Source organism: Pseudomonas sp. DWP2-2, assembly GCF_049897065.1.
Lineage (GTDB): Bacteria > Pseudomonadota > Gammaproteobacteria > Pseudomonadales > Pseudomonadaceae > Aquipseudomonas > Aquipseudomonas paracarnis.
Window position 1 is genome coordinate 29533 of sequence record NZ_JAFCVN010000003.1, and the last position, 23723, is coordinate 53255.

Below are 23723 nucleotides of genomic sequence, written 5' to 3' on the forward strand. Positions count from 1 at the left end.
GTGCCAAACTATTGACCTTAGGGCCGCCATCCTAAACAATCGGCCCCGTAATGTCACATTGATATTTATGCGGCGAACCGTCCTACATGTGTGTGAAGCAGTTCCGCTTTTTGAACTTTCCGACGTACGGTCATTACGGTAGCCATTATCCGACGCAGCGGTGCCAATCGCTGTGATTTGAGACAAGAAGTCCTAGGGAATTTTAAATGCGTCTGCACCTGTTCAAGGCAATACCGTTCGTTCTCGCCGCCAGTTTCGTACAAGCCCAGACACTGCCCCAAGCCATGCAACAGGCATTGGATGTACACCCGGAAATCCAGGCAGGTGTTAACAGCCGCATCGCTGCCGATTACCAATTGCGCGCCGCACAAGGCGGCTACCTGCCGCGTGTCGACCTGAACGCCGGTTACGGCCGCCAAGGAACCGACAACGCCACCACCCGCGCCAACAATCCTGGCGGCAATCACTGGGACACGCTCAACCGCGGTGAATCCAGCCTGCGCCTGCAGCAAATGATTTTTGACGGTTTCGCCACCTCCAGCGAAGTCGGGCGTCAACAAGCCAACGTTAATTCCCGCGCTTACTCTTTGCTCGGGACTTCCGAGCGCACCGCGCTGACCGTTGCCCAGGTTTACCTGGAAGTATTGACCCGTCGTGAGTTCGTACGCCTGGCCGAAGATAACCTGCGCAACCACGAACGCATCTACGACCAGATCAAGTTGCGCACCGAGCGCGGCGTCGGCAACGGTGCCGACCAGGACCAGGCCGAAGCGCGCCTGGCCCAGGCCCGTAACAACTTGATCACCGAGCAGACCAACCTGGCCGATGCGCAGGTCAACTACCTCAGCGCCGTCGGCCAGATGCCCGACGAACTCGAGCGTCCGGCCCCATTCATGGCCATGCTGCCGGCAGACCTGAATGAAGCGCGTCGCCAGATGCTCGACAACAGCCCGATCCTGCGTTCGGCCGAGTCGGATATCTCTGCCGCCGAGAAGCAGTACGACGCCGCCAAGTCCAACTTCTATCCGCGTTTTGACGCTGAATTGGGTACCAACGCCGACAACAACGTCTCCGGTGATCCCAACCACAGCAATGGTTGGGAAGCCATGGTGCGCATGCGCTTCAACCTGTTCGCCGGTGGTAGCAACAAGGCCGACCTGCAATCGAAGTCCTACCAGGCCAACCAGGCGCTGGACATCCGTAACAATGCCTTGCGCCAACTCAATGAAGAACTAGGCTTGGCCTGGAACGCCCTGAACAACGCCAATGCGCAATTGCCGGTCGCCCAGCAGTACGTGGATCACAGCACCCGCGTACGCACGTCCTACCAGCAACAGTTCAGCCTTGGTCAACGTACGCTGTTGGATTTGCTCGACAGCGAAAATGAATTGTTCACCGCTTCCCGCCGCCTGGAAGAAATCAAGAACATTCAGTTATTTACTCAGTACCGAATCAAGGCGACCATGGGCGAATTGCTCAAGAGCCAGGGAGTGGTTGCACCAATGGCCTCCGTCGTGCAGAACGACGTGAAACCTAAAGTCCAACTGCCTGGGATGAATTGAGCCACCCCAATAGCCCCATCTGTTAGTCGAGAGTGCCCCGCGTGGAACCTGAAGTCAGTCGAGTTCATCTCAGTCATGATCCACGCGCACTGCACGACGACCCGTTACTCGACGGGTTGTTGGCGCTCTGCGCCCTGCATCAAAAACCGGCCAGTGCGGCCATGCTCACCACCGGCCTGCCGCTGCCTTCGCAACGCTTGAGTGCCGAACTGCTGCCGCGTGCCGCTGCGCGGGCCGGGTTGCAAGGCCGGCTGCTGCAACGCAAGTTGGAACAGATCCCGACCATTGCACTGCCGGCGCTGCTGTTGCTCAAGGACGGTCGCAGTACCGTGCTGGTGGGCTGGGAGGGCGAAGATGAAGCGCGGATCCTGCTCAGCGAAAGCGACGGCGGTGAAGTGCTGATCAAGCGCGAAGCACTGGCCGACGACTACATCGGCAAAGTCTTCTTTGCACAGCCGCAGCACAAGTTCGACGTCAACCACGGCAGCCTGATTCCGCGGGCACGCTCGTGGTTCCGTGACACCCTCATGCGTTCACGCTGGCTCTACACCGACGCCATCGCCGCCAGCTTCCTGATCAACATCATCGCCATGGCCGCGCCGCTGTTCGTGATGAACGTGTACGACCGCGTTGTGCCGAACCAGGCCACCGCCACCCTGTGGGTGCTGGCCGTGGGCATCTGCGGTGCCTACCTGTTCGACCTGATCCTCAAAAGCCTGCGCAGCCTGTGCCTGGACCTGGCCGGTAAAAAGACCGACCTGATCATCTCGGCCACGCTGTTCGAGCGCATCGTCGGCATGTCCATGAAATACCGTCCGGCGCGGGTCGGCAGCTTCGCGCAGAACATCCATGAGTTTCAAAGCTTGCGCGACTTCCTCGCGTCGCTGACCCTCACCAGCCTGATCGACCTGCCGTTTACGCTGCTGATCTTCCTGGTCATCGCCATTCTCGGCGGGCACCTGGTGTGGATTCCGGTGCTGGCGTTCCCACTGGCCCTGGGCATCGGCTACGCCTTGCAAAAGCCCCTGGTCGCGACCATGGAACGCACCATGGCGCTGGCCGCCGAGCGCCAGTCGAGCCTGATCGAAACCCTCGCCGGGCTTGATGCGGTCAAGGTCAACAATGCCGAGAGCGAGCGTCAGTACGGCTGGGAACAGACCATCGGTACCCTGAGCCGGCTTGAGCTGCGGGTGAAGTTGCTGTCGGGCCTGTCGATGAACATGACCCTGCTGATCCAGCAACTGGCCGGCGTGATCATGATCGTGTTCGGCGTGTACCAGATCATCGACGGCAACCTCAGCATGGGCGGCCTGATTGCCTGCTACATGCTCAGTGGTCGTGCCTTGAGCCCGTTGGCCTCGCTGTCGGGCCTGCTGACGCGCTATCAGCAAGCCAAGGTCACCATGACCTCGGTGGACCAGATGATGGAGCTGCCCCAGGAGCGCAACTTCGAAGAGCGCCCCATGAGCCGGCGCACCCTGCAAGGCGCCATCGAGTGCCGCGGCCTGAACTTCACTTACCCGAACCAGCAGAACCTGGCGCTGAAAAACATCAACCTGGTGATCAAGCCAGGGGAAAAAATCGGCATCATCGGCCGCAGCGGCTCGGGCAAAAGCTCCCTGGCCAAGTTGATCGTCGGCCTTTACCAACCCGACTCCGGCTCCTTGCTGGTGGACGGCGTGGACGTGCGCCAGATCGACGTGAGCGAGCTGCGCCACAACATCGGCTATGTCGCCCAAGACATTCAATTGCTGGCCGGCACCCTGCGCGACAACCTGGTCAGCGGTGCGCGCTACGTCGAGGATGAAATGGTTTTGCAAGCTGCCGAACTGGCTGGCGTGCACGAATTTGCCCGCCTGCATCCCCAAGGCTACGAGCTGCAAGTCGGCGAGCGTGGGCAGAACCTGTCCGGCGGCCAGCGTCAGAACGTCGCCCTGGCCCGTGCGCTGCTGCTCAACCCGCCCATGCTGCTGCTGGACGAACCCACCAGCGCCATGGACAACACCGGTGAAGAACGCTTGAAGCAACGCCTACAAGCCGTGGTGCAAAACAAAACCGTGGTGCTGGTCACGCACCGAGCCTCACTGCTCTCCCTGGTTGATCGTCTGCTGGTGGTCGACCGTGGGCAGATTCTCGCGGACGGCCCGAAAGCCGTGGTCATGGAAGCGTTGAAGAAGGGGCAGATCAGTGTTGCTTAATTCCATCAAGAGTGCGGTCGGCCGCTACTTCAAAGGCTCCGATTCGCTGCAGGGCCAGCCGCTGCCCGAGGTCAACAAGGCGCTGATCGAAGATGCGCCACGGGTCATCCGCCTGACCATCTGGGCAATCATCGCGTTCTTTGTATTTCTGGTGGTGTGGGCCGGTTTCTCCCAGATCGACGAAGTGACCCGTGGCGACGGCAAGGCGATTCCGTCGTCCAAGCTGCAGAAAATCCAGAACCTTGAAGGCGGCATCGTCGCCGAGCTGTACGTCAAGGAAGGCCAGATCGTAGAGGCCGGCGCGCCGTTGATTCGTCTCGACGACACGCGGTTTGTCTCCAACGCCGGGGAAACCGAAGCCCTGCGCCTGGCCATGCAACTGCGTGTCGAGCGTTTGAGCGCCCAGGTGGATGACCGCCCGCTGAACATCCCTGACGAGGTGCTCAAGGCCGCGCCGAGCCAGGCCGCCAACGAGCGCTCCTTGTATGAAAGCCGCCGCCAGCAGTTGAAAGACGAAGTCGGCGGCTTGCAGGAGCAACTCGTGCAACGCCAACAGGAACTGCGCGAGTTCACCTCCAAGCAGGGCCAATACCGCAGCCAGTTGTCCCTGCAACGCCAGGAAATCAACATGTCCGAGCCGCTGGTGGCCCAGGGCGCGGTGTCGCCGGTAGAAGTGCTGCGCCTCAAGCGCGCCGAAATGGAAACCCGCGGGCAGTTGGACGCCACCACCCTGGCGATCCCGCGTGCTGAATCGGCGATCAAGGAAGTGCAACGCAAGATCGATGAAACCCGCGGCAAATTCCGCAGCGAAGCCCTGACCCAACTCAACGAAGCCCGTACTGAACTGAACAAGGCCGAGTCCACCGGCCGCGCGCTGGAAGACCGGGTCAGCCGCACCCTGGTCACCTCGCCCGTGCGCGGGATCGTCAAGCAGTTGCTGGTCAACACCGTTGGCGGTGTGATCCAGCCGGGCAGTGACATGGTCGAAATCGTGCCGCTGGACGACACCCTGCTGGTAGAAGCCAAGATCCGCCCGCAAGACATCGCCTTCCTGCACCCAGGGCAGGAAGCGGTGGTCAAGTTCACCGCTTACGACTACACGGTGTACGGTGGCCTGAAGGCCAAGCTCGAACGCATCGGTGCCGACACCATCACTGATGAAGACAAGAAGACCACCTACTACATGATCACTTTGCGCACTGACCGCAGCCACTTGGGTACGGATGAGAAGCCGCTGCTGATCATCCCCGGCATGGTTGCTTCGGTGGATATCATCACCGGCAAGAAAAGCATCCTCAGCTACCTGCTCAAGCCGATCATCAAGGCGCGGGCCGAGGCGTTGCACGAGCGTTGAACTTCAGCGCCTGTCCGACCTTATCGCAGGCAAGCCAGCTCCCACATTGGAATATATTCACCAATCAGAATGTGGGAGGGGGCTCGCCCCGGTGAGGCCGTCAGCATCACGCTACAGCTCAAACCAAACGCCATATCCATATGCGCTAACGGTATTTAAGCTTCCATCCTTATGCCTATAAATTCACTCCCCTGTCCGCCGGGAATGAATCAAATGTCTGCCACCACCGCCCTCCAAACCTTCGACATCCACCCCTTCCCCGGCAGTGTCGGCGCCGAGATCATCGGCCTGGACTTATCCCGCCCAGTCAACGACCAGGACTTCGCCCGCATCCATCGCGCACACTTGGACTACCACGTCATCGTGTTCCGCGACCAACGCATCACCCCCGAACAACAGATCGCCTTCAGCCGCCGTTTCGGCGTGTTGCAGATCCATGTGCTCAAGCAGTTCCTGTTGGCCAACCACCCCGAGATCCTGATCGTTTCCAACATCATCGAGAACGGCCAATCCATCGGCCTGGGGGATGCAGGCAAGTTCTGGCATTCGGACCTGTCATACAAAGAACTGCCCAGCCTGGGTTCGATGCTGCATGCCCAGGAACTGCCATCTGAAGGCGGCGACACTCTGTTCGCCGATATGCACAAAGCCTGGGAGCACTTGCCAGGTCACCTGCGCAACGCGGTCGAAGGCCGCAGCGCCGCGCATTCCTACACGGCGCGCTACAGCGAGACCAAATTCGAAGGCAACTGGCGCCCAACCCTTACCCCCGAACAGCTCGCCCAGGTTGCCGAAGTGGTGCACCCCGTTGTGCGCACCCACCCGGAAAACGGCCGTAAGGCGCTGTTCGTCAGCGAGGGCTTCACCACCCGTATCGTCGGCTTGCCCGATGACGAAAGCCGTGACCTGCTGGCCCAGCTCTATGCCTACAGCGTGCTGCCGGAAAATATCTACCGTCATCAGTGGCAGCCCCACGACCTGGTGTTCTGGGACAACCGCTCGCTGATCCACTTGGCCGCTGGTTGCCCAAGCCACCTGCGCCGCAAGTTGTACCGCACCACGATTCAGGGTGATGCGCCTTTCTAACCCGATAAAGCCTGCTAGGATTGCGCCCAGTTCACTCCCAACGGATCACGAGTGCTTGGCATGCAATTACCGGACATGAACCTGCTGGTCGCCCTCGACGCGTTGCTCGACGAGGGCAGTGTGGTGGGCGCCGCGCGGCGGATGAACCTCAGCCCGGCCGCCATGAGCCGCACCCTCACGCGTATCCGTGAAGCGGTCGGTGACCCGATCCTGGTGCGTGCCGGCCGTGGCCTGGTGCCGACGCCCAAGGCGCTCGAGCTGCAAGGCCAGGTGCGCAATGTGGTGGAGCAGGCTGCGTTGCTGTTCCGTTCGGCGGACCAAGTCGATTTGAGCACCTTGCGCCGCCGCTTCAGCGTGCGCGCCAATGACTTTTTCATCGGCGTGTATGGCGGGCGACTGTTCGACACCATGGAGCGTGTGGCGCCGTTGTGTGAGCTGCGCTTTGTGCCCGAAGGCGACACTGACGATGAAGCCCTGCGGGAAGGGCGGTTGGACTTGCGGGTGAGCAACACCATGCCTGCCAGCCCGGAAGTGAAGGTGCAGAACCTGTTCTCCACCACCTTTGTCGGCCTGGCACGACAAGATCACCCGCTGTTCGACGAAGAAATCACGGCGGCACGCTTTGCCAGCTACTCCCACATCAGCATCTCCCGGCGCGGCATCGCCCGTGGGCCCATCGATACCGCGTTGAATGCCCAAGGCCTGGAGCGCCGTGTGGCCATGATCGCCCCAGGCTTTCACGGTGCGATGTTCATGCTGCCCGATTCCGACCTGCTGTTGCCGGTACCCAAGGAAGCCCTCCTGAGCGCCAAGCGTCTGAACCTGCCACTGCGCGCATTTGCCTTGCCGATTCCACTGCAAACCCTGGTCCTGGCGCAATCCTGGCACCCACGCTTCGACAAAGACCCGGCCCATAAGTGGCTGCGCGAAACCATGCGCGAGAGCTGTCATGCCACCTGGCTAGAAGCCCAGCCGGTATAAAGCGAACGCGGATGAATGTGGGAGCTGGCTTGCCTGCGAAGGCGGGGTGTCAGTCACTGAATCTGTTACTGAACTGGCGCTATCGCAGGCAAGCCAGCTCCCACAGGGTTCAGTGTTGATGTTCAAAGTTGCGTCTGACGCACTTATAACCTGCCAACAAGTAACTTTTTGTCATGAGAGTGCCCGATTAAACTGCTCAGGTATTTCTCATTCCGAGTCACCTGTTCATGACGTCCCTCGCTGCCCCCGTCCTCCAGGCCGCAGCCAAACCTACGGCTCTGAGCCCACCCGTATTCGGCCCGCGCATCATCATCGGCTTGCTCGGCGTATTGCTGGCGGTACTGGTTTCCGGTCTCAACGAGATGGTCACCAAGGTTGCTCTCGCCGATATCCGTGGCGCGCTGTACATCGGCTTTGATGAAGGCACGTGGCTGGTCGCCGCCTACACCGCCACCTCCGTGGCAGCCATGGCCTTCGCGCCGTGGTGTTCGGTGACGTTTTCCCTGCGTCGCTTCACCCTGTGCGCTATCGGTTTGTTCACCGTGCTGGGCATCCTTTGCCCGTTTGCGCCGAACTACGAAAGCCTGCTGCTGCTGCGTACCGTGCAAGGCCTGGCCGGTGGCGCGCTGCCGCCGATGCTGATGACCGTGGCGCTGCGTTTTTTGCCGGCCAACGTCAAGTTGTACGGGTTGGCCGGTTACGCACTGACCGCCACCTTCGGGCCCAGCCTGGGCACGCCGCTGGCGGCGTTGTGGACCGAATACGTCGGCTGGCAGTGGGCGTTCTGGCAGATCGTCGCGCCGTGCCTGCTGGCCATGGCGGCCGTGGCCTACGGTTTGCCACAAGACCCGCTGCGCCTGGAGCGCTTCAAGCAGTTCAACTGGCGTGGCTTGCTGTTGGGCTTCCCGGCGATTTGCATGCTGGTGATCGGCTTGTTGCAGGGCAATCGCCTGGACTGGTTCGAATCGGGCCTGATTACCTTCCTGCTGTGTGGCGGCACATTGTTGCTGGTGCTGTTCATGCTCAACGAATGGTCACAGCCGCTGCCCTTCTTCAACCTGCAGATGCTCGGCCTGCGCAACCTGGCCTTCGCCCTGATCGTGCTGGCCGGCGTGCTGATGGTGCTGACCTCGGTGATCATCATCCCGTCGAGTTTCCTCGCCCAGGTCCAGGGTTACCGGCCGCTGCAAACTGCGCCGGTGATGCTGCTGATGGCGCTGCCGCAGTTGATTGCGCTGCCGCTGGTGGCGGCGCTGTGCAACCTGCGCTGGGTCGATTGCCGCTGGGTGCTGGGCATTGGCCTGAGCATGTTGGTGCTGTGCTGCATCGGCAGTTCTCACCTGACTTCGGCGTGGATTCGTGACGACTTTTACGGCTGGTACCTGCTGCAGATTTTCGGTCAGCCGATGGCCGTGTTGCCGCTGCTGATGCTGTCCACCGGCAGTATCCAGCCCATCGAAGGGCCGTTTGCCTCGGCCTGGTTCAATACCGTCAAGGGCCTGGCCGCTGTGATCGCCACTGCGGTGCTGGATACATTGACCACCCAGCGCGGGCATTTCCATTCAACCATGTTGGTGGACCGCCTGGGCAATTCGCCCCTGGCCGACGCTGACGCGCCGGGCCTCGCCCACCGCTTGCACGAGCAGACCGTGGTGCTGACCTCTTCGGATCTTTACGTCGTCATGGCCGGTGTCGCGGTGGCGTTGATCCTGCTGATTTTCTGGATGCCCACGCGGATCTATCCGCCTCGCGCTCCGGCCTGACCTCAAGGACTTTCCATGAAACGCAAAGACAAAATTGCCGTCTCCGTTATTGCTGTATTTGCCGTCGGCGTGTTGGTTTACCTGGTTGCGCCGGGCGTACTGGGCAGCAAGCACCAGACCACCAACGACGCCTTTGTCGCCGCCGACTTCACTCTGGTGGCGCCGCGGGTGGCAGGCTTCATCAAGGAAGTGCTGGTAGAAGACAACCAGCGCGTCAAGGCTGGCCAACTGTTGGCGTTGATCGACGACCGCGATTTTCGCGCCGCCGCCCAGGCCGCCGATGCCGACACCCTGGTCGCTCAGGCCCAGCTGAAAAACGCCAGCGCGACCCTGGAGCGCCAAAGCTCGGTGATCGCCCAGGCCCAGGCCACCGTGGCAGCAGATCGCGCAGAAGTGGCGTTTGCCGAGCATGAACTGAATCGCTACAACCACCTCGCTGGCGTTGGTGCGGGCACCGTGCAGAACGCCCAGCAAGCCAAGACCCGCATCGACCAGGCTACCGCGCGCCTGGCCAAATCCACCGCCGTGCTGGCCGCCGAACGCAAGCAGGTGGAAATCCTCACCGCCCAGCGCGACGCCGCCGAAGGTGGGCTCAAACGCGCCCAGGCCGCGCTGGAAATGGCCAGTTATCAGCTGTCTTACACGCGCATTGTCGCACCGGTGGATGGCATGGTCGGTGAGCGTGCGGTGCGGGTCGGCGCCTATGTGACACCGGGCAGCAAGATCCTCGCGGTGGTGCCACTGGCCGAAGCCTACGTGGTGGCCAATTTCCAAGAGACCCAACTGTCGCATATGCACGCGGGGCAAGCGGTGCAAGTCAGCGTCGACAGCCTTGACGGCGAACTGCTCAAAGGCCATCTGGAAAGCCTGGCGCCTGCCACCGGGGTGACCTTCGCCTCGGTCAAGCCCGACAACGCCACCGGCAACTTCACCAAGGTGGTGCAGCGTATTCCGGTGAAGATCGTCCTGGAACCGAACCAGCCACTGACCGAGCGTTTGCGCGTCGGCATGTCGGTGGAAGCCAGCGTCGACACCCGGCCGGTCGCGCAACAGCGTGAGGTGGCCCAGCAATGAAACACCTCGCCTGGCTCACCTTGAGCCTGATCAGCCTGAGTGCCTGCACGGTCGGTCCCGACTTCCAGCGGCCCGAGAGCCCGCAGATCAATCAATGGAGCGAACCTCAGGGCCGACAAGCTGCCAGCCGTGCCGTCAGCGATCCCTTGCAGGAGCGCTGGTGGGACGTGTTCCACGACGCGCAGCTCTCAGCCCTGACACGCCGCGCCCTCAGCGATAACCTCGACCTGAAGTTGGCCAGCAGCCGCCTGCAACAGAGCCGCGCGGTACGTCAGGTAACCACCGCCGAGCGCTACCCGAATGTCGATGCGGGCGGCGGTTACCAGCGCAAGCGCAACAGCGGCAAAGGTTTGAACGACCCTTCCGGCGAGAATGGCCGCGCAGCCTTCAACCAATGGGACATGGGCTTCTCCGCTTCTTGGGAACTGGACTTCTGGGGCCGGGTCAAGCGCGAAACCGAAGCCGCCGACGCCACCCTGGAAGTCGCCGAAAACGACCGTCGCGCCGTGTTGTTGTCGGTACTGGCCGAGACCGCCCAGGACTACATCCAACTGCGCGGCGTCCAAAACACCCGCGCTGTCACCGAGCAAAACCTCGACGTTGCGCGCCACAGCCTCAAGCTCTCGCAATTGCGGTTGGCCGACGGCGTGGCGACCGACTTGGACGTGGCCGAAGCCGCCGCCCAGGTCGCGGCTATCGAAGCGCGCCTGCCGGATCTGCAGCAGCGTCAGGACCAGTTGATCAACGCCCTGAGCCTGCTGATGGGCGAGCCACCCCAGGCGCTGTACGCGCAGCTGTCCAAAGACGCCCCTGTGCCGCAAACACAGCGCCAGGTCGCGATCGGCCTGCCATCGGAACTCGCCGAGCGCCGCCCAGACATCCGTCAGGCAGAGGCTCGCTTGCACGCCGCCACTGCCAGCATCGGCGTGGCCAAGGGCGACTTTTACCCACGTATCACCCTGTCTGGCAGCCTGGGCTCCCAAGCCATGCAACTCTCGGATTTCGGCTCCTGGGGTTCCCGTGCCTTTGCCTTCGGCCCGCAATTGAGCCTACCGCTGTTCAACGGCGGGCGCCTGCAAGGCATGGTCGATTTGCGTGAAGCCCAGCAACAGGAAGCGGCGCTGGCCTACCAGCAAACCGTGCTACGCGCCTGGCATGAAATCGATGATCAACTGTCCCGCTACAACGCCAGCCAACTGCGTCGCGACAGCCTGGCCGAAGCGGTGCGCCAGAACCAGATCGCACTGACCACTGCGCAACATCAGTACGTCGAAGGCGTGGCGGATTTCGTCAACGTACTCACCGTGCAAAGCGCATTGCTGGCGACGCAGGAGCAGTGGGTGGAAAGCTCCACCGGCGTGTCGTTGGCCATGGTCGGGCTGTACAAAGCGCTGGGAGGAGGGTGGGAGTCGGTGTACCCGTTGCAGACCGCTGTGCGCTGAGCGAGAAAGAGTTTTTGTCAGTCGCCAAATAAGATGTAATGATAATTGCTCTCAATAACACTTCTGAGCTTTTCATGGGCATCGCGACTGACGGCCAGCAACAGCTTCACATCCTGTACCGCGACCATCATGGCTGGCTGCAAGGCTGGTTGCGCAAGCGTCTGGGCGACCGGGAACAGGCCGCCGATGTGGCTCAGGACACCTTCCTGCGCCTGCTGGTGGCCGGGCGCTTCCCGGGTGACAAAGAAAGCCGCAGCTACTTGGCGCAGATCGCCCGCAACCTGGTGATCGACCAATGGCGCCGCCTGCGCATCGAGCGTGCGTACCTGGAAAGCATCGCGCACCTGCCCGAGCCCGAGTCGCCGTCCCTGGAAACCCGCGCGCTGATCCTCGAAACCCTGATGCAGATCGACGCCATGCTCGATCGCATGCCCGACAATGTGCGCCGTGCGTTTTTGCTGTCGCAGTTCGAAGGCTTGAGCTATGCGCAAATCGCCGAGCGCCTGGGCGTCACCGTCAGCTCGGTGCAGAAGTACATGACCCGGGCCATCGTCGCCTGCTACCAGGTGGTGTACGAAGAATGAAGCGCGACGCGCCCATCGCCCCTGCGATTGTCGAGCAAGCCAGCGAGTGGTTGATGCTGCAATGGGGCGGCGAGCTCAAGGGCGAGCAGCGCCAGGCGTTCGCCCGCTGGCAGGCCGCTGACCCGGAACACCGCCGCGCCTGGCAGCGCTTGCAGCAGCTGCAACACACCCTTGGCGGCGTACCCGCCGACAGCGCTCGCGCCGTATTGCGCGACACCCCGGATACCCAGCGCCGCGCCGCGCTCAAATTGCTCGGCCTGTTGTTGGTGGCCGGTGGCAGCGGCTATCTGGTGCAACGCAGCGAGCCCTGGCAGGCGGCCTTTGCAGAGCTGCGTACCGCCACGGGCGAAATTCGCCATATGACCTTGAGCGACGGCACGCAACTGGACCTTAACAGTGACAGCGCCGTAGACCTGCGTTTCAGCGCTACCGAACGACGTATTCGGCTGATCCGTGGCGAGGTCTTGCTGACCAGCGGCCACGATGCCTCGCGCCCGCTGATCGTCGAAACGCCTGCCGGTGATGTACAGGCGTTGGGCACGCGCTTTGCGGTACGTGAATTGCCCGACGGCAGCCGTGTGGATTTGTACGAAGGTCGCCTGCGGGTCACGCCGTTGCAGGGCACGCCGGTGCATATGCAGGCAGGGGACAGCCTGTGGTTCAACGCACGCCAAAGCACCGCGTTGCCGGCAGTGAGCGCCAATGCCAGCAGTTGGACCGAGCATCGTCTGGTTGCCGAACGTCAGCCGTTGGGTGAGTTCGTGGCGCAACTGAGTCGCTACCGCCCGGGCCTGTTGCGCTGTGATCAGGCGGTGTCGAACCTGCTGTTGACCGGCGTGTTCCCGCTGAACGACACCGACGCGATCCTGGCGGCCTTGGAGCGTTCATTGCCCGTGCACGTGCAGGCGGTGACCCGTTACTGGGTAACGATCAAGGCGCGGGTCTGAAAATACTTTGTACAGGGCTTGTCGGTTTCTGCGGCCCGTTCGGGATACCTCTTGAAAGCCAATCAAGAAGCGTTCTCACGGGGAGTCCTGCCATGTCGCACCACCCAATCCAACCTTTGGCCCGCGCGCTGCGTCGTGGCCTGTTTGCCGGCCTGCTGGCAACGGCGCCTGTACTGCCGAGCATGGTTCAAGCCGAAGAAAGCACCGAAGCGCTGCGCAGCTATGACATTCCCGCGGGCAGCCTCGACCAGGCGTTGAACCGTTTCGCCAGTGCCTCAGGCATCTTGCTGTCGGTTGACGCATCGCTCACCGACGGCAAGCGCAGCGCCGGCTTGAAAGGGCGTTACGGCGTAGGTTCGGGGTTGCAGCGCTTGCTGGCGGGCAGCGGTTTGGCGGCGGTGCAATCCCAGGGCGGTTGGTCGTTGCAGGCCCTTTCCGGCGACGGAGCCTTGCAGTTGGGCGCGACCCAGATAAGTGGCCGGCAGGAGCAGGAAAGCGCCTGGGGCCCGGTGGACGGTATTGTCGCCAAGCGCAGCGCCTCGGGCAGCAAGACCGACTCGGCGCTGGTGGAAATTCCCCAGACGATCAACGTGATCACCGCCGCCGAGATCAAGGCACGTGGCGCCCAGAGTGTCACCCAGGCGTTGCTCTATACCCCCGGCATGACGGCCGGCGGCTTTGCCGACCGAGTCAAACTGTTCGACGAGCCGACGTCACGCGGCTTCTCGCCCACGCCGCTGTACCTGGACGGTCTGCACCTGCCTTATGGCGGTGGCAGCACCGGGGGCGCGTTGCAGATCGAACCGTATTCCTTGGAACGCATCGAAGTGCTCAAAGGCCCGGCGTCCGTGCTTTACGGCCAGAACCAGCCGGGCGGTATCGTCAATATGGTCAGCAAGCGCCCCAGCGAAACGCCGATACATCAAGTGGTACTGGAAGCCGGCACCTACGAACACAAAAGCGCGGCCATCGACCTGAGCGGCCCGTTGGACGAGGAGGGGCAGTTTCTCTACCGCCTGACCGGCCTGGCGAATGACGCGCAAGACGAAATCAACTACGTCGAAAACAAGCGCCAGTTCATCGCCCCCAGCCTCACCTGGCGCCCCAACGACGACACCAGCCTGACCCTGTTCGCCCAGTACCAGAAAGACAAAGGCGTGCCCGAAGCCCAAGGCCTGCCGGCGTCCGGCACGCTGTGGGACAACCCCAACGGCAAGATCAAGCGCGATGTGTTTATCGGCGAGCCGGGCGTCAACCAGTACAACCGCGAGCAATACGTGCTGGGTTACGAAGTTTCCCATCGCCTCAACGACATCTGGACCCTTAAGCAAAACGCCCGTTACGCCGAGGTCGACGACCGCTACACCGCGCCCTTGCACGGCTACCGCTTTGTCGCCAACCCCAACACCGGCGTGCAGGACCAACGCTACCTGCAACGCTTCGGCGTGGACTGGTCGCAGACCAACAAAGTGTTCGGCGTGGACAGCATCGCCCAGGCTGAATTCGACACGGGCGCACTGTCCCACACCTTCATCGTTGGCCTGGACTACTACCATTCCAACTCGCAGTTCCATGGCCTGTACGACCGCAACCCGCCGATCATCGACCTGTTCAAACCGGTGTACGGCCAGCCCTTGAACTTCGGCCAACCGTACCGCTGGGACCGCACCATTACCCAGACCGGCCTGTATCTGCAGGACCAGATCAAGCTGGATAAATGGGTGCTGGTACTCGGTGGCCGCTATGACTGGGCGAATGTGGTGAACAAGGAGCCGATACAGGACACCCGCTTTGCCAGCAAAGACCAGGCATTCACCGGCCGTGCGGGCCTGGTGTACCTGTTCGATAACGGCGTGTCGCCCTTCGTCAGCTATTCGGAATCCTTCCTGCCGCTGGCCGGCACTGATGCGAACCGAAAACCCTTCGAACCCTCCACCGGCAAACAGTACGAAGTCGGCGTGAAGTTCCAGCCGCCGGGCCAGAAGAGCTTCATCCAGGCCTCTGTTTATCAACTGGATCAGGAAAACGTGCTGACCACCAACCCGGTGGACACCACCTTCAGCACCCAAAGCGGCGCCCTGCGCTCGCGAGGTGTTGAACTGGAAGCCAAGGCCGTCTTGAGTGATGCCTGGGACGTGGTCGCCTCGGCTGCGCGCAATGACGTCAAATACACCAAGGACAACGATGGCCGCCAAGGTCGCCACCCGGCCGGCATCTCCCCACTCACCGCCTCGATGTGGGTCAACTACACCGTGCTCGGCGACACGCCCTTGGCGGGGCTGGGTGCAGGGCTTGGCGTGCGTTACGCCCGTCAAAGCCTGGGCGACTACTACGAAGGCGCCTTCAACGTGCCGTCCTACAGTGTCTACGATGCAAGCCTAAGCTACGACCTGGGCGCCTCGCCGCTCAAGCTCAAGGGCGTGAAGCTGGCGATGAACGTGCAGAACCTCAGCAACAAGACCTACGTCTCGCAGTGCACCAGTGATCTGGATTGCTACTACGGGGAAGGACGCACGGTGGTGTCGAGCCTGACCTACGATTGGTAACTTAGCGTTTAGGTGATATTTGCTGCGGCGCGCACCCTTCAAGGGTGCGCTCTGTTGCCGCCCTACACCAGGTCCGCTGCAAATCGTGTACACACATTGGAAAGCATGCGTACCTCGGCACCGCTACAGCCTGCCGCTTCGAAAAAGCCGGAGGCTTCTCGCACGACGGCATACATATCCGTGACGATGGACCTTGCTTCATCCGCCGCCAACCCAAAGCGTTCAGGCGTACTCAGCAAATTACTGACAGACGATACCCGGCCTTCATTGCCGATGATGAGCGCCTGCAAGCCTAGTTGGGTAGGGTGGGGCAACACGTCAAATACTGGCGCAAGGGAATAGCCCGAGGCGCTGGTCAGCAGCAGCCCGGTTTGTTTCAGGTGGTCGTCGCTATTGCCGATGAGCACATTGAAGGCCATGCGCTTGTAAAGCTCACGCATATCAAACGTTGCATCGTCGCTGACCTTCTTCAAAACGTCTGCGATCCTGTAATAGGAAACGGCACTTTCAACCGCGTCGACGCGGGTCAATCGCAAATGCGTCGGGCCGCGCGAGCCAACTGTTGGCGTAGCGAAAAACGAATCCATTCCCATGCATGGCCACTTCGCCAACAGGGACCGGGTCACCGACTAAGTGAGCTGAAAAAACAAAGGCATTACCAATCGGCTTCCAGGACATCGTGTTCTCCTTCAGTGCGAATGCGCTTAGGCTCACGGGCGAGGCTCATGGTAATCCCAACCTGGTCAAGTTCTGGTGACGCAATGCTCGCCATACCTTCTTCCAAGTCCATCGCGCTAAGCACATTCATCAGCACGCCGAGGGATACGCCGGCCTCGCCCTGCCTCAGCCGCTGATACGTCTGCCGCGTAATGCCCGCGCGGCTGCATATGGTGGAAATTTTCAACCGGCGACGAATGCGGGCTATTTCGATACCGTTCCCGATACCTCTCATCAGCTCAGCGCTTCTCTCAGAGATGTACCCTTTGTGCGGGTAGGGCTTCGCTGTTTCTTGCATGATATATCATCCTTTAAATCAATAAAGGTAACTTATATCATCCAAGCCTCTAAGGCCACCTGCAAAAAACCGGCTCGAGGCCGGCTTTTTGCAGGGTTGGAAGAATCAAAGGTTTTGCAAAAACACCACATACCCCCGAAACCACTCATCGGCCCCCAGATACCCCGGCTCTTGCCACTCCCCGCCCTGAATCAAGCCAATCTTGAACGGCACGCCCAGCCGATTCATCCGCGGCAAATACGCGGCATAGTCAGGGATGCTGTGACGCCCTTGATACGTCTGCACCACCACTTCATCCACCACGCCCTTGAGTTGGGCGATAGCGGCCGGGTCGGCGTTGCTGCTCCAGTCCATCAGGCCGGTGATGCTCAACCGCAGGTCGGCAGGCAGGCGCTGGCGCAGGTCGCGCAGAAAATCGGCGTATTCGTGCAGATATTGGGTGCGGGCGTCGAAGTCGATCTGGATGCCGATCACCGGGTTGCCGGCGTCACGCCAGCGTTGCACCTGGCCCAGCACCTGGGTGTAGACCCGTTCCGGCCAGCGCAAGGTGTGGGCGCGGTACACCACCCAGACGTGGCCTTGAGTAATACGCGGCACGCTCATGCCCTGGGCGATCAATTGCACGCCGCGCTGGGGCGCGCGACGAGTGGAGTTGATCTGGCCTTGCAGGATGTACAGGGTTTTTGCCTGCTTGATGACCGGCTGGGGCGTGACGCCACTCCACAGCCAGAAGGCGTCGTAGTCGCCTGCGTCAACGGCGCCAAAAACCGGGCTTGCCAGCAACAGCAAGCCTAGCCACAGCGATTTCACCAGTAGTACTGCAGCGATTTGCCCCACTGGGTATCGGCAAAACCGCTCTTGAGTTGGCGGAACCATGCTTTGCGCACTGCCGGCGCAACGTCTTCGCCGCCGCAGCTGTTGTAGCCGGCCGGCGCGTAGCAGTTGATGGCGCGGAACAACGCATAGGCCTTGTCGGTTTTCGGCGCCTTGGCGTTGGCGATCACCTGTTTGTAGCCGTCCAGGCGCGAGAAGGTTTCACCCTTGAAGTCCGAGGCGGTACTGCCCAGGCTGCCGGCGGCGCGGGGTTGTTCCAACGGCATGCCGTCCAGGCCGTTGCGCAGGATGAATTCACCGAAGCAGTTCAACGCGTGCGGGTTTTTGGCCTCGTTCTGCAGGGTCGCCGCGGTTTGCGCGATGCTTGGGCACGCGTACCCAGATTCGGCCTTGTCGCCGTTCCATTGGAACAGCTTCAAGGTCTGGCCGCTGGTATAGGTGTAGCCCAGGCTGGTGCCGAGTTTGTCGTCAGAGAGCGAGGCCTGCTTGAGGTCATCGGCGAAGTTGGCGTACTGGCCGCGCAGCAGGTCTTTGTAGAGGAGCACGAATTGCGCGCTCTGACGCTCGATCGGGTCGCTGGCGTTGGCGATCTGCTGGCGTAGCAGGTCGGGGCCGGCGACGTTGCGCAGCAGGATGTAGCGCACTTGCTTGGCGCTGATCGGTGAGTCGGCGGCGAACACCTTGGCCAGTTGGCCGCTGCGCTCGTAGTTCATGGCCAATGCCAGCTCCAGCTGGTCACGTTGCAGCGGTTGCTTGGCCAGCGGCAGCAGTTGCAGCCACAGGGCTTCGGCGCCTTTCCAGTCCTGCTTGGCCTCCAGGGCGAGGGCGCGCAGGGTCTGTTGGCTGAAGGCGAAGTAATCCAGGCTCGATGGCACATCCGCAGGCAGGTGCTTCAAGGCCGTGTCGGGTTGGTGTTCGACGTACAGGGCATAGCTGGCTTGCAGGAAGTCAAACAGCGCGGGCTCAGTGGCGAAGGTGCTCTTTTGCTTATCCAGGTCTTCGCGGCTCAACAGCGGCGGGGTGTGGGCCCGCATCGCCATCAGGTCGCTGACCACTTGCAGCATCGGGCTGTTCGCGGCTTTGTTGCCGACCATCAGTAACTTGAGGTCGGCCTCTTCCACCAGTTCGTCCACGCTCACATTGCGCTGGGCGTCGGTGGCCTCGGTGAATTGCCAGGTGAAGTCTTCGGCAAGCTTGGCGTCGTCGTTCGCCAGCCAGTGCACACGGCGCAAGAGCCCACGGGCGGAGGCGACGTAATCGCCCTGTGGGTAAGTTTTCAGGTAACCGAGAAAGCCTTGCTCGGCATCGCTCAGGGCCGACTTATCCACATGCTCGCGTTGCGGCATGCCGTATTCGTCGAAGGCTTCGGCCTGGGCCTGATTCAGCGACGTACGCGCAGTCATGTACAGCGCCGTTTCCTTCAGCCACGGCACATCGCTGGTGGCGGCGGCGGCGAACCCGCGCTCGGCGTAATCGAAGCGCCCGCTGTAGAAATCGCCGGCGGCCTGCAAGTAGGTACGAAACAACTGAGCATTGGCCGACGGGGTCAGCTGCGCGTCCACCACCTGGCGGCTCCAGTCACAGGTGCTCAGTAATTGCAGGCGTGCTTTGACCAACACATCGCGCTCGGCGGGCGGCATCTGGGCCTTGATCACCTGGCTGATAAACGCCGTGGCGCTGTCATCGTCATTGCTGCGGCAACGGCTGCCTTCGCCATTGAGGAAGGCCTGGCCTGCGGTCTTGTACTCCTCGCGCTTGATACCCAGGGGCTGGAGCAAAGTATCGAGTTCGGCTGTGCGTGAATCGTCAGCCTTGTTGTCAGGCTCCTCATTCGTGGCCGGAGCCGGCACCAGGCGGTACACCGGAAACGGCACCGGGCCGAACCCTTGCGCCAAATCGTCTTCGCCCAAGGCATTGGGGGCCAGGGGTGCTGCTTTTTTGTCGGCCAGCAACAGGCGCAGGTTCACTCGGCTGTCGTTGCCAGGGCTGAGAAACGGCTGGTTGCTGCACGGCTCGTAGCTGTCACGCGATACCCGCCAGTCGGGGTAGCACGAGTCGTCAGAACTGGCCTGGGCCGGTAGGGAAAAACCGGCCAGCAGGGCCAGGGCCAGAGGTGACAGCAAACCGATACGCATAACGTTTCCTTGATCCTGAGTCCTTGGAGAAGGGGCGATAATAGCCTGATCCGGCGAGTGCTTCGGTGAAGGCCTACACAAATTGCTGATTTGTCCGATTCCAGCAGCGAGGCCAGGGCTTTTGGCCTAGAGTGGCGGTGTTTGCGCATGCGCAGTGTTTGTCCTGTAAGAGGGGCAGTAGTAGCGGAGTCGATATGCGTCGGTCTGTGGTAGAGCAACACGAAAAAGTCGAGGCATTGCCTGCCTTTCATCGCTTGAGCTGGGAGGGCGCCGGCTGGCTCAGCCGTTTATGGTGGGTACCGATCCTGGCGCTGGCCATGGCCCTGCGGTTTTACCACCTCACCTCGGCGGCGATCTGGGGCGACGAAGGCTCCAGCCTGTTGCTCAGCGAATACGCCCTGGCCGACCTGTGGTTTCACGCGGCCCATGATGTGCACCCGCCGCTGTACTTCTTGCTGCTGCGCGGTTGGATCGAGGTGTTCGGCGACAGCATCGGCTCAATTCGCAGCCTGAGTGCGATCCCCGGCGTGGCCGTCGTGGGCCTGGGCATCTGGCTGACACGGCAACTGTCCACCCGACGCGCAGCCGTGCTGGCGGGGATCCTGCTGGTTCTACTGCCCACTGCGGTGCGCTACAGCCAGGAAGTGCGTATGTATTCGCTGCTGGGCGTGTGGCTACTGGGCGCCACGCTGGCGCTGGTGTACTGGGTGAGGCAGCCCGAACGCGCGCGCTATTTGGCTGTGTATGTGCTGCTGATGAGCGCCGGCTTCTATACCCACTACTTCACTGCGCTGTGCGTGCTGGTGCATTGGGCGTACCTGGGGTTGCAGGCGCCGGGTCAGCGCTTGATCACGCGACCTGCCTGGTGGGTCGCCAACGTGGCGATAGTGTTGCTGTATCTACCCTGGCTGCCCAACCTGCTGGACCTGGTGCAGCACGTCGAACAGCTCAAAGTCGGCGGCGACATTGGTTGGGAAGAGCCGGTCAATCTGCTGTCGCTACCGTCGATGGTCTGGCAGTTCCTGTTGCAGGATGACGGTCTCGGCCTGTGGCCGCCGCTGTTCTGGCTGTTACCCCTGCTGCTGGCCGTGGTGGTTGTATCGACGGCCTGGCGCAATAACGCGGCGCGCCTACCGGCACTGTTTTGCCTGCTACCGGTGCTGCTGGTCTATGGCGTGTCCTTTATCTCGCCCGTGTTTATCGAGCGCTACCTCACGGTGTATGCGTTAGGCCTGCCGATAGTCCTGGCGCTTGCCATCGACCGTTTGCCGTCCCGTTTGTCCTGGCTGGGCGTGGCGTTGTTCGCACTGTTTGTTGGCGTAGAACTGCTGGGGTTAAAAAACAACTTCGAGGTGGATGAACACGACCAGTTCAACGTGCCGGTGGAGTTCGTCAATCGCAACTACCGGGAAGGCGACCGCATCGTCCTCAGCGACATGATGTGGTACCTCAGCTACGTGTATTACGACCAGACCGACGCGCAACTTCAGCTCTACACACCCCCCAAACCCGACGGTACCTCGACGCGACCGAACGCCTATGGTTTCGGCACGCTGGTGGACCAGGACGGTGGCCGCATCTATCTGGACCGCCTCTCAGCACTGCCTGCTCAAACGCGACGGGTATGGTTGATCAGCAGCAACGAAGCCCCGGATGAATTCGCGCCGCTGCCCACCAGTTGGCACGAACTCAGTCGCCAGGACGGCGGTGGCGCCAGGGCGCGGTTGTTCGTGCTATGCAACGCACCGGCGCCGCAACCTGAAGGCTGCCGCTAGACTCACTTCAACCTACTTATGAGGAACCCTCCATGGAATCGCCAGTGCACAGCCTACCGGCTTTGTTCAAACAGCTTGGCTTGCCGCACGACCCGGTCAGTATCGAGCAATTTGTCGCCTCTCATTCGCCGCTCAAGCCGGAGTTGAAACTGGCGGACGCGTTTTTTTGGAGCGACGCCCAGAAGGCATTTTTGCGTGAAGAGATTCTGGATGATGCGGATTGGGCGGTGGTGGTGGATGAGTTGAATCTGATGTTGCGGGGTGGACGAGGGGTGTAAAAAAATATCCAAATAAGGACGAGTATGTAAAAAAAAATGGTGAGCGGTAAAAAAAACTGGGCTTTAATCGCCTAAGTGAATTTTTTCTGGAAAGCTCGCCATGCCAACAGTCGGATACGCTCATCTGTGTGAGGCGCTGGATCTAAAGGTTATCGCACCCTTGAGGACTGCGATGATCAAGCCGGTGACCAGGATTACCTTGATCGGCGACTGCCTGGCAGTTCCCCATTCGGTGGCGCCCGCCCAACATGCGCTGTTTGAGCATGTGTTATTTGCGCTTAAGCATGAAGGCGTGAACCTGGCGATACTTGCCCAGGTGTTTGAACAGCTCGGCCCAGAACCGTTTTTGGACGCGCTGGCCGACTCGCCTAACGGTGCGTTTATCCGAAAAGCCTGTTTTCTGTGGGAAGGCTTTACCGGGAAAATGCTGGATCACACCCTTCCTGTTCGTGGTCGCGTTGTTCCCTTGTTCGATCCCCAGCGCTATGTAACCGGCCCGAGCATTCGCAACAGTCGTTGGCGAGTGGATTTCAACGGTTTGGGCTCTTTGCATTATTGCGCCACCGTAGAGCGAACGCCTGAGCTGGAAGCGTTGTTGGCGCTTGATGTATTGGCTCGTGCCAAATCCTTTATGGCCACCCTCCCTCCCGAAATGATGGACCGCGCCATCCAGTGGGCATACCTGCACGAAACCCGCGATTCATTTGCCATCGAAAAAGAACAACCCAGCGAAGAAAAATCCCGCCGCTTCGTCCAACTCCTGCGCCAGGCCCACGAAGGCCGGTTGCTCACCGAGGACTACTTGGTCGAGCTGCAAAACAGCACCATCTCCAATCCGTTTGAAAAAGCCGTCGCGTTTCGCCACGAACAGAACCATCTGCACAACGGGCTACGCGGCGCAGCCGGTGTGAGCTACGTGCCGCCAGCTCCCGCGCTTTGCCAGGAATTGATGGAAGAGCTGATGGCCTTCGCCAACCAGCCCGTGCGAGACGTCGATCCTTTAGTGGCGGCCGCGGTCACCGCTTTTGGTTTCGTCTTCCTGCACCCGTTCATGGACGGGAATGGGCGCCTGTCTCGCTTCCTGATTCACCAGACGCTCTGCCACTACGGCGCACTGGAAAATGGCTTGCTGCTACCGGTCTCTGTCGCCATGAAGCACGAGGAACAAGCCTATCTGGAGGCACTCAAGACCTTCTCCCAGCCGACTCGGGAATTCTGGAACGTCACCTGGCTGGACGCCGACCACATGGCGTTCGACTTCATCGGCCACCCCTCGATCTATCGCTACTGGGATGCGACCCGCTGCGTCGAATTCACCCTGCAAATGGCCCGCCGCGCACTGGAAGTGGAACTGCGCGAAGAAACCGAATTCCTCGACCGTTATGACCAAGTGATCAAAGCGGTGAACCAACGCTACGACGTGCGCGGCAGCGATCTGTCGAAGCTGGTGATGATGTGCCTGGATAACGGTGGGAAGCTTTCCAAGCATCGGCGTAAGCAGTTTCAGTACAGTGTGGCGGAAGAGGTGTTTGGGTTTATTGAGGAGGAGAGCTTGAGGTTGATGGGCGAGTAAGAGGTCATCCAGTCACGCCAGATGAGGCGTCTGAAAAAAAGGAATTCCGTATCTGAGTGATGTGATAAGCGCCTCAGATGTTTTGCGAGAGCACAGTGATGTGCAAATTGTCATGTTTATGGGGGCGTTGGTTGGTTTTACAGGCCTCAATTTTCGCATCCTGTGCCATGTTTTTTCTTCAGAAAAAATCAGTCAGGTGGCTTGTCTTTTTTCAAACCCCCTTACGACTTGTGCACATTATTCCGTCCGTTTCGCTCCTGTTGATTGGCGCTCGAGTTTTCCCGCATTACAACGTACTGGCAATGGCTGGATTGATCGGTGCGTCGGAGATTTTAAAAGTCTGGAGCGTGTGGCGATGGAGCAAAAAATGCTGACGCTGACCTAATGTGGGAGCGGGCTTGCCCGCGAAGGCGGCGTGTCAGTCACTGAATATTCAACTGAACCACCGCTTTCGCAGGCAAGCCAGCTCCCACATTTTGTTTGTCGTATGGTGAATATCAGCGATTTGCTGATGCCTACCCTAAAACCCGCTTTACTCAAGCCACATCCCACCACTCATCTGCGAAATTGTTTCAA

19 protein-coding genes are annotated in these 23723 nt (G+C 60.9%); 15 read left to right on the top strand and 4 right to left on the bottom strand.

All coding sequences use genetic code 11. From position 1 onward, the window contains the following. The first annotated feature begins 206 nt into the window (after positions 1 to 206). The 11 genes from ACP7CZ_RS07655 to ACP7CZ_RS07705 all read left to right on the top strand — a co-directional run bounded on the left by ACP7CZ_RS07655 (position 207) and on the right by ACP7CZ_RS07705 (position 15537). Complete coding sequence (locus ACP7CZ_RS07655) at positions 207 to 1562, top strand: TolC family outer membrane protein (RefSeq protein WP_034125411.1); 1356 nt, start codon at positions 207 to 209, stop codon at positions 1560 to 1562. A 41-nt stretch (positions 1563 to 1603) separates the two neighbouring features. Continuing rightward, positions 1604 to 3760 carry a type I secretion system permease/ATPase gene (locus ACP7CZ_RS07660; RefSeq protein ID WP_034125412.1) on the top strand — a complete coding sequence of 719 codons (2157 nt, stop codon included), beginning with the start codon at positions 1604 to 1606 and terminating at the stop codon, positions 3758 to 3760. After that, on the top strand, positions 3750 to 5114 hold the full coding sequence (locus ACP7CZ_RS07665; RefSeq protein WP_014716369.1) for an HlyD family type I secretion periplasmic adaptor subunit: 1365 nt from the start codon (positions 3750 to 3752) through the stop codon (positions 5112 to 5114). The genes ACP7CZ_RS07660 and ACP7CZ_RS07665 overlap by 11 nt, the downstream gene beginning before the upstream one ends. 213 nt (positions 5115 to 5327) lie before the next feature. Further along, complete coding sequence (locus tag ACP7CZ_RS07670; protein WP_103299353.1) at positions 5328 to 6200, top strand: TauD/TfdA dioxygenase family protein; 873 nt, start codon at positions 5328 to 5330, stop codon at positions 6198 to 6200. Positions 6201 to 6260: 60 nt separating this feature from the next. Next, positions 6261 to 7181, top strand: a complete 921-nt coding sequence (locus tag ACP7CZ_RS07675; protein WP_003187445.1) for a LysR family transcriptional regulator — start codon at positions 6261 to 6263, stop codon at positions 7179 to 7181. 227 nt (positions 7182 to 7408) lie between these two features. After that, a complete protein-coding gene (locus ACP7CZ_RS07680) occupies positions 7409 to 8944 on the top strand; it encodes an MFS transporter (RefSeq protein WP_294173368.1) in 1536 nt (511 codons plus the stop codon). Between the two features lie 15 nt (positions 8945 to 8959). Beyond that, the gene (locus ACP7CZ_RS07685) at positions 8960 to 10018 is read left to right on the top strand and encodes an HlyD family secretion protein (RefSeq protein ID WP_032878511.1); all 1059 of its coding nucleotides are present in this window, start codon (positions 8960 to 8962) and stop codon (positions 10016 to 10018) included. After that, complete coding sequence (locus ACP7CZ_RS07690) at positions 10015 to 11460, top strand: efflux transporter outer membrane subunit (RefSeq protein WP_198790407.1); 1446 nt, start codon at positions 10015 to 10017, stop codon at positions 11458 to 11460. Before ACP7CZ_RS07685 ends, ACP7CZ_RS07690 begins: the two co-directional genes overlap by 4 nt. Positions 11461 to 11534: 74 nt before the next feature. Continuing rightward, entirely contained in the window at positions 11535 to 12044 is a 510-nt protein-coding gene (locus ACP7CZ_RS07695) for a sigma-70 family RNA polymerase sigma factor (RefSeq protein ID WP_019819531.1), read from the top strand. After that, complete coding sequence (locus tag ACP7CZ_RS07700) at positions 12041 to 12991, top strand: FecR domain-containing protein (RefSeq protein ID WP_198790408.1); 951 nt, start codon at positions 12041 to 12043, stop codon at positions 12989 to 12991. The genes ACP7CZ_RS07695 and ACP7CZ_RS07700 overlap by 4 nt, the downstream gene beginning before the upstream one ends. A gap of 92 nt (positions 12992 to 13083) precedes the next feature. After that, complete coding sequence (locus tag ACP7CZ_RS07705; protein WP_259039118.1) at positions 13084 to 15537, top strand: TonB-dependent siderophore receptor; 2454 nt, start codon at positions 13084 to 13086, stop codon at positions 15535 to 15537. Between the two features lie 62 nt (positions 15538 to 15599). Here ACP7CZ_RS07705 and ACP7CZ_RS07710 read toward each other — a convergent pair whose 3' ends face one another. From ACP7CZ_RS07710 to ACP7CZ_RS07725, 4 genes are all read right to left on the bottom strand, one after another. After that, positions 15600 to 16130, bottom strand: coding sequence for a HipA domain-containing protein (locus tag ACP7CZ_RS07710; RefSeq protein WP_294173354.1), 531 nt, complete (start codon positions 16128 to 16130; stop codon positions 15600 to 15602). Positions 16131 to 16192: 62 nt separating this feature from the next. Then, a complete protein-coding gene (locus tag ACP7CZ_RS07715) occupies positions 16193 to 16552 on the bottom strand; it encodes a helix-turn-helix domain-containing protein (protein WP_070415449.1) in 360 nt (119 codons plus the stop codon). A gap of 105 nt (positions 16553 to 16657) precedes the next feature. After that, on the bottom strand, positions 16658 to 17362 hold the full coding sequence (locus ACP7CZ_RS07720) for a DUF3142 domain-containing protein (RefSeq protein ID WP_070415448.1): 705 nt from the start codon (positions 17360 to 17362) through the stop codon (positions 16658 to 16660). Continuing rightward, positions 17359 to 19521 carry an outer membrane assembly lipoprotein YfiO gene (locus ACP7CZ_RS07725; protein ID WP_262020069.1) on the bottom strand — a complete coding sequence of 721 codons (2163 nt, stop codon included), beginning with the start codon at positions 19519 to 19521 and terminating at the stop codon, positions 17359 to 17361. The genes ACP7CZ_RS07720 and ACP7CZ_RS07725 overlap by 4 nt, the downstream gene beginning before the upstream one ends. A gap of 194 nt (positions 19522 to 19715) precedes the next feature. Here ACP7CZ_RS07725 and ACP7CZ_RS07730 point away from each other — a divergent pair, with 194 nt between their 5' ends. The 4 genes from ACP7CZ_RS07730 (at position 19716) to ACP7CZ_RS07745 (ending at position 23532) form a co-directional block, all read left to right on the top strand. Beyond that, complete coding sequence (locus ACP7CZ_RS07730; RefSeq protein ID WP_294173347.1) at positions 19716 to 21296, top strand: glycosyltransferase family 39 protein; 1581 nt, start codon at positions 19716 to 19718, stop codon at positions 21294 to 21296. A gap of 32 nt (positions 21297 to 21328) precedes the next feature. Next, positions 21329 to 21574, top strand: coding sequence for a DUF2789 domain-containing protein (locus ACP7CZ_RS07735; protein ID WP_057977813.1), 246 nt, complete (start codon positions 21329 to 21331; stop codon positions 21572 to 21574). 100 nt (positions 21575 to 21674) lie between these two features. Beyond that, a complete protein-coding gene (locus ACP7CZ_RS07740) occupies positions 21675 to 23147 on the top strand; it encodes a Fic family protein (protein WP_294173342.1) in 1473 nt (490 codons plus the stop codon). 100 nt (positions 23148 to 23247) lie between these two features. Continuing rightward, entirely contained in the window at positions 23248 to 23532 is a 285-nt protein-coding gene (locus tag ACP7CZ_RS07745) for a hypothetical protein (protein WP_125919887.1), read from the top strand. Positions 23533 to 23723: the final 191 nt, after the last annotated feature.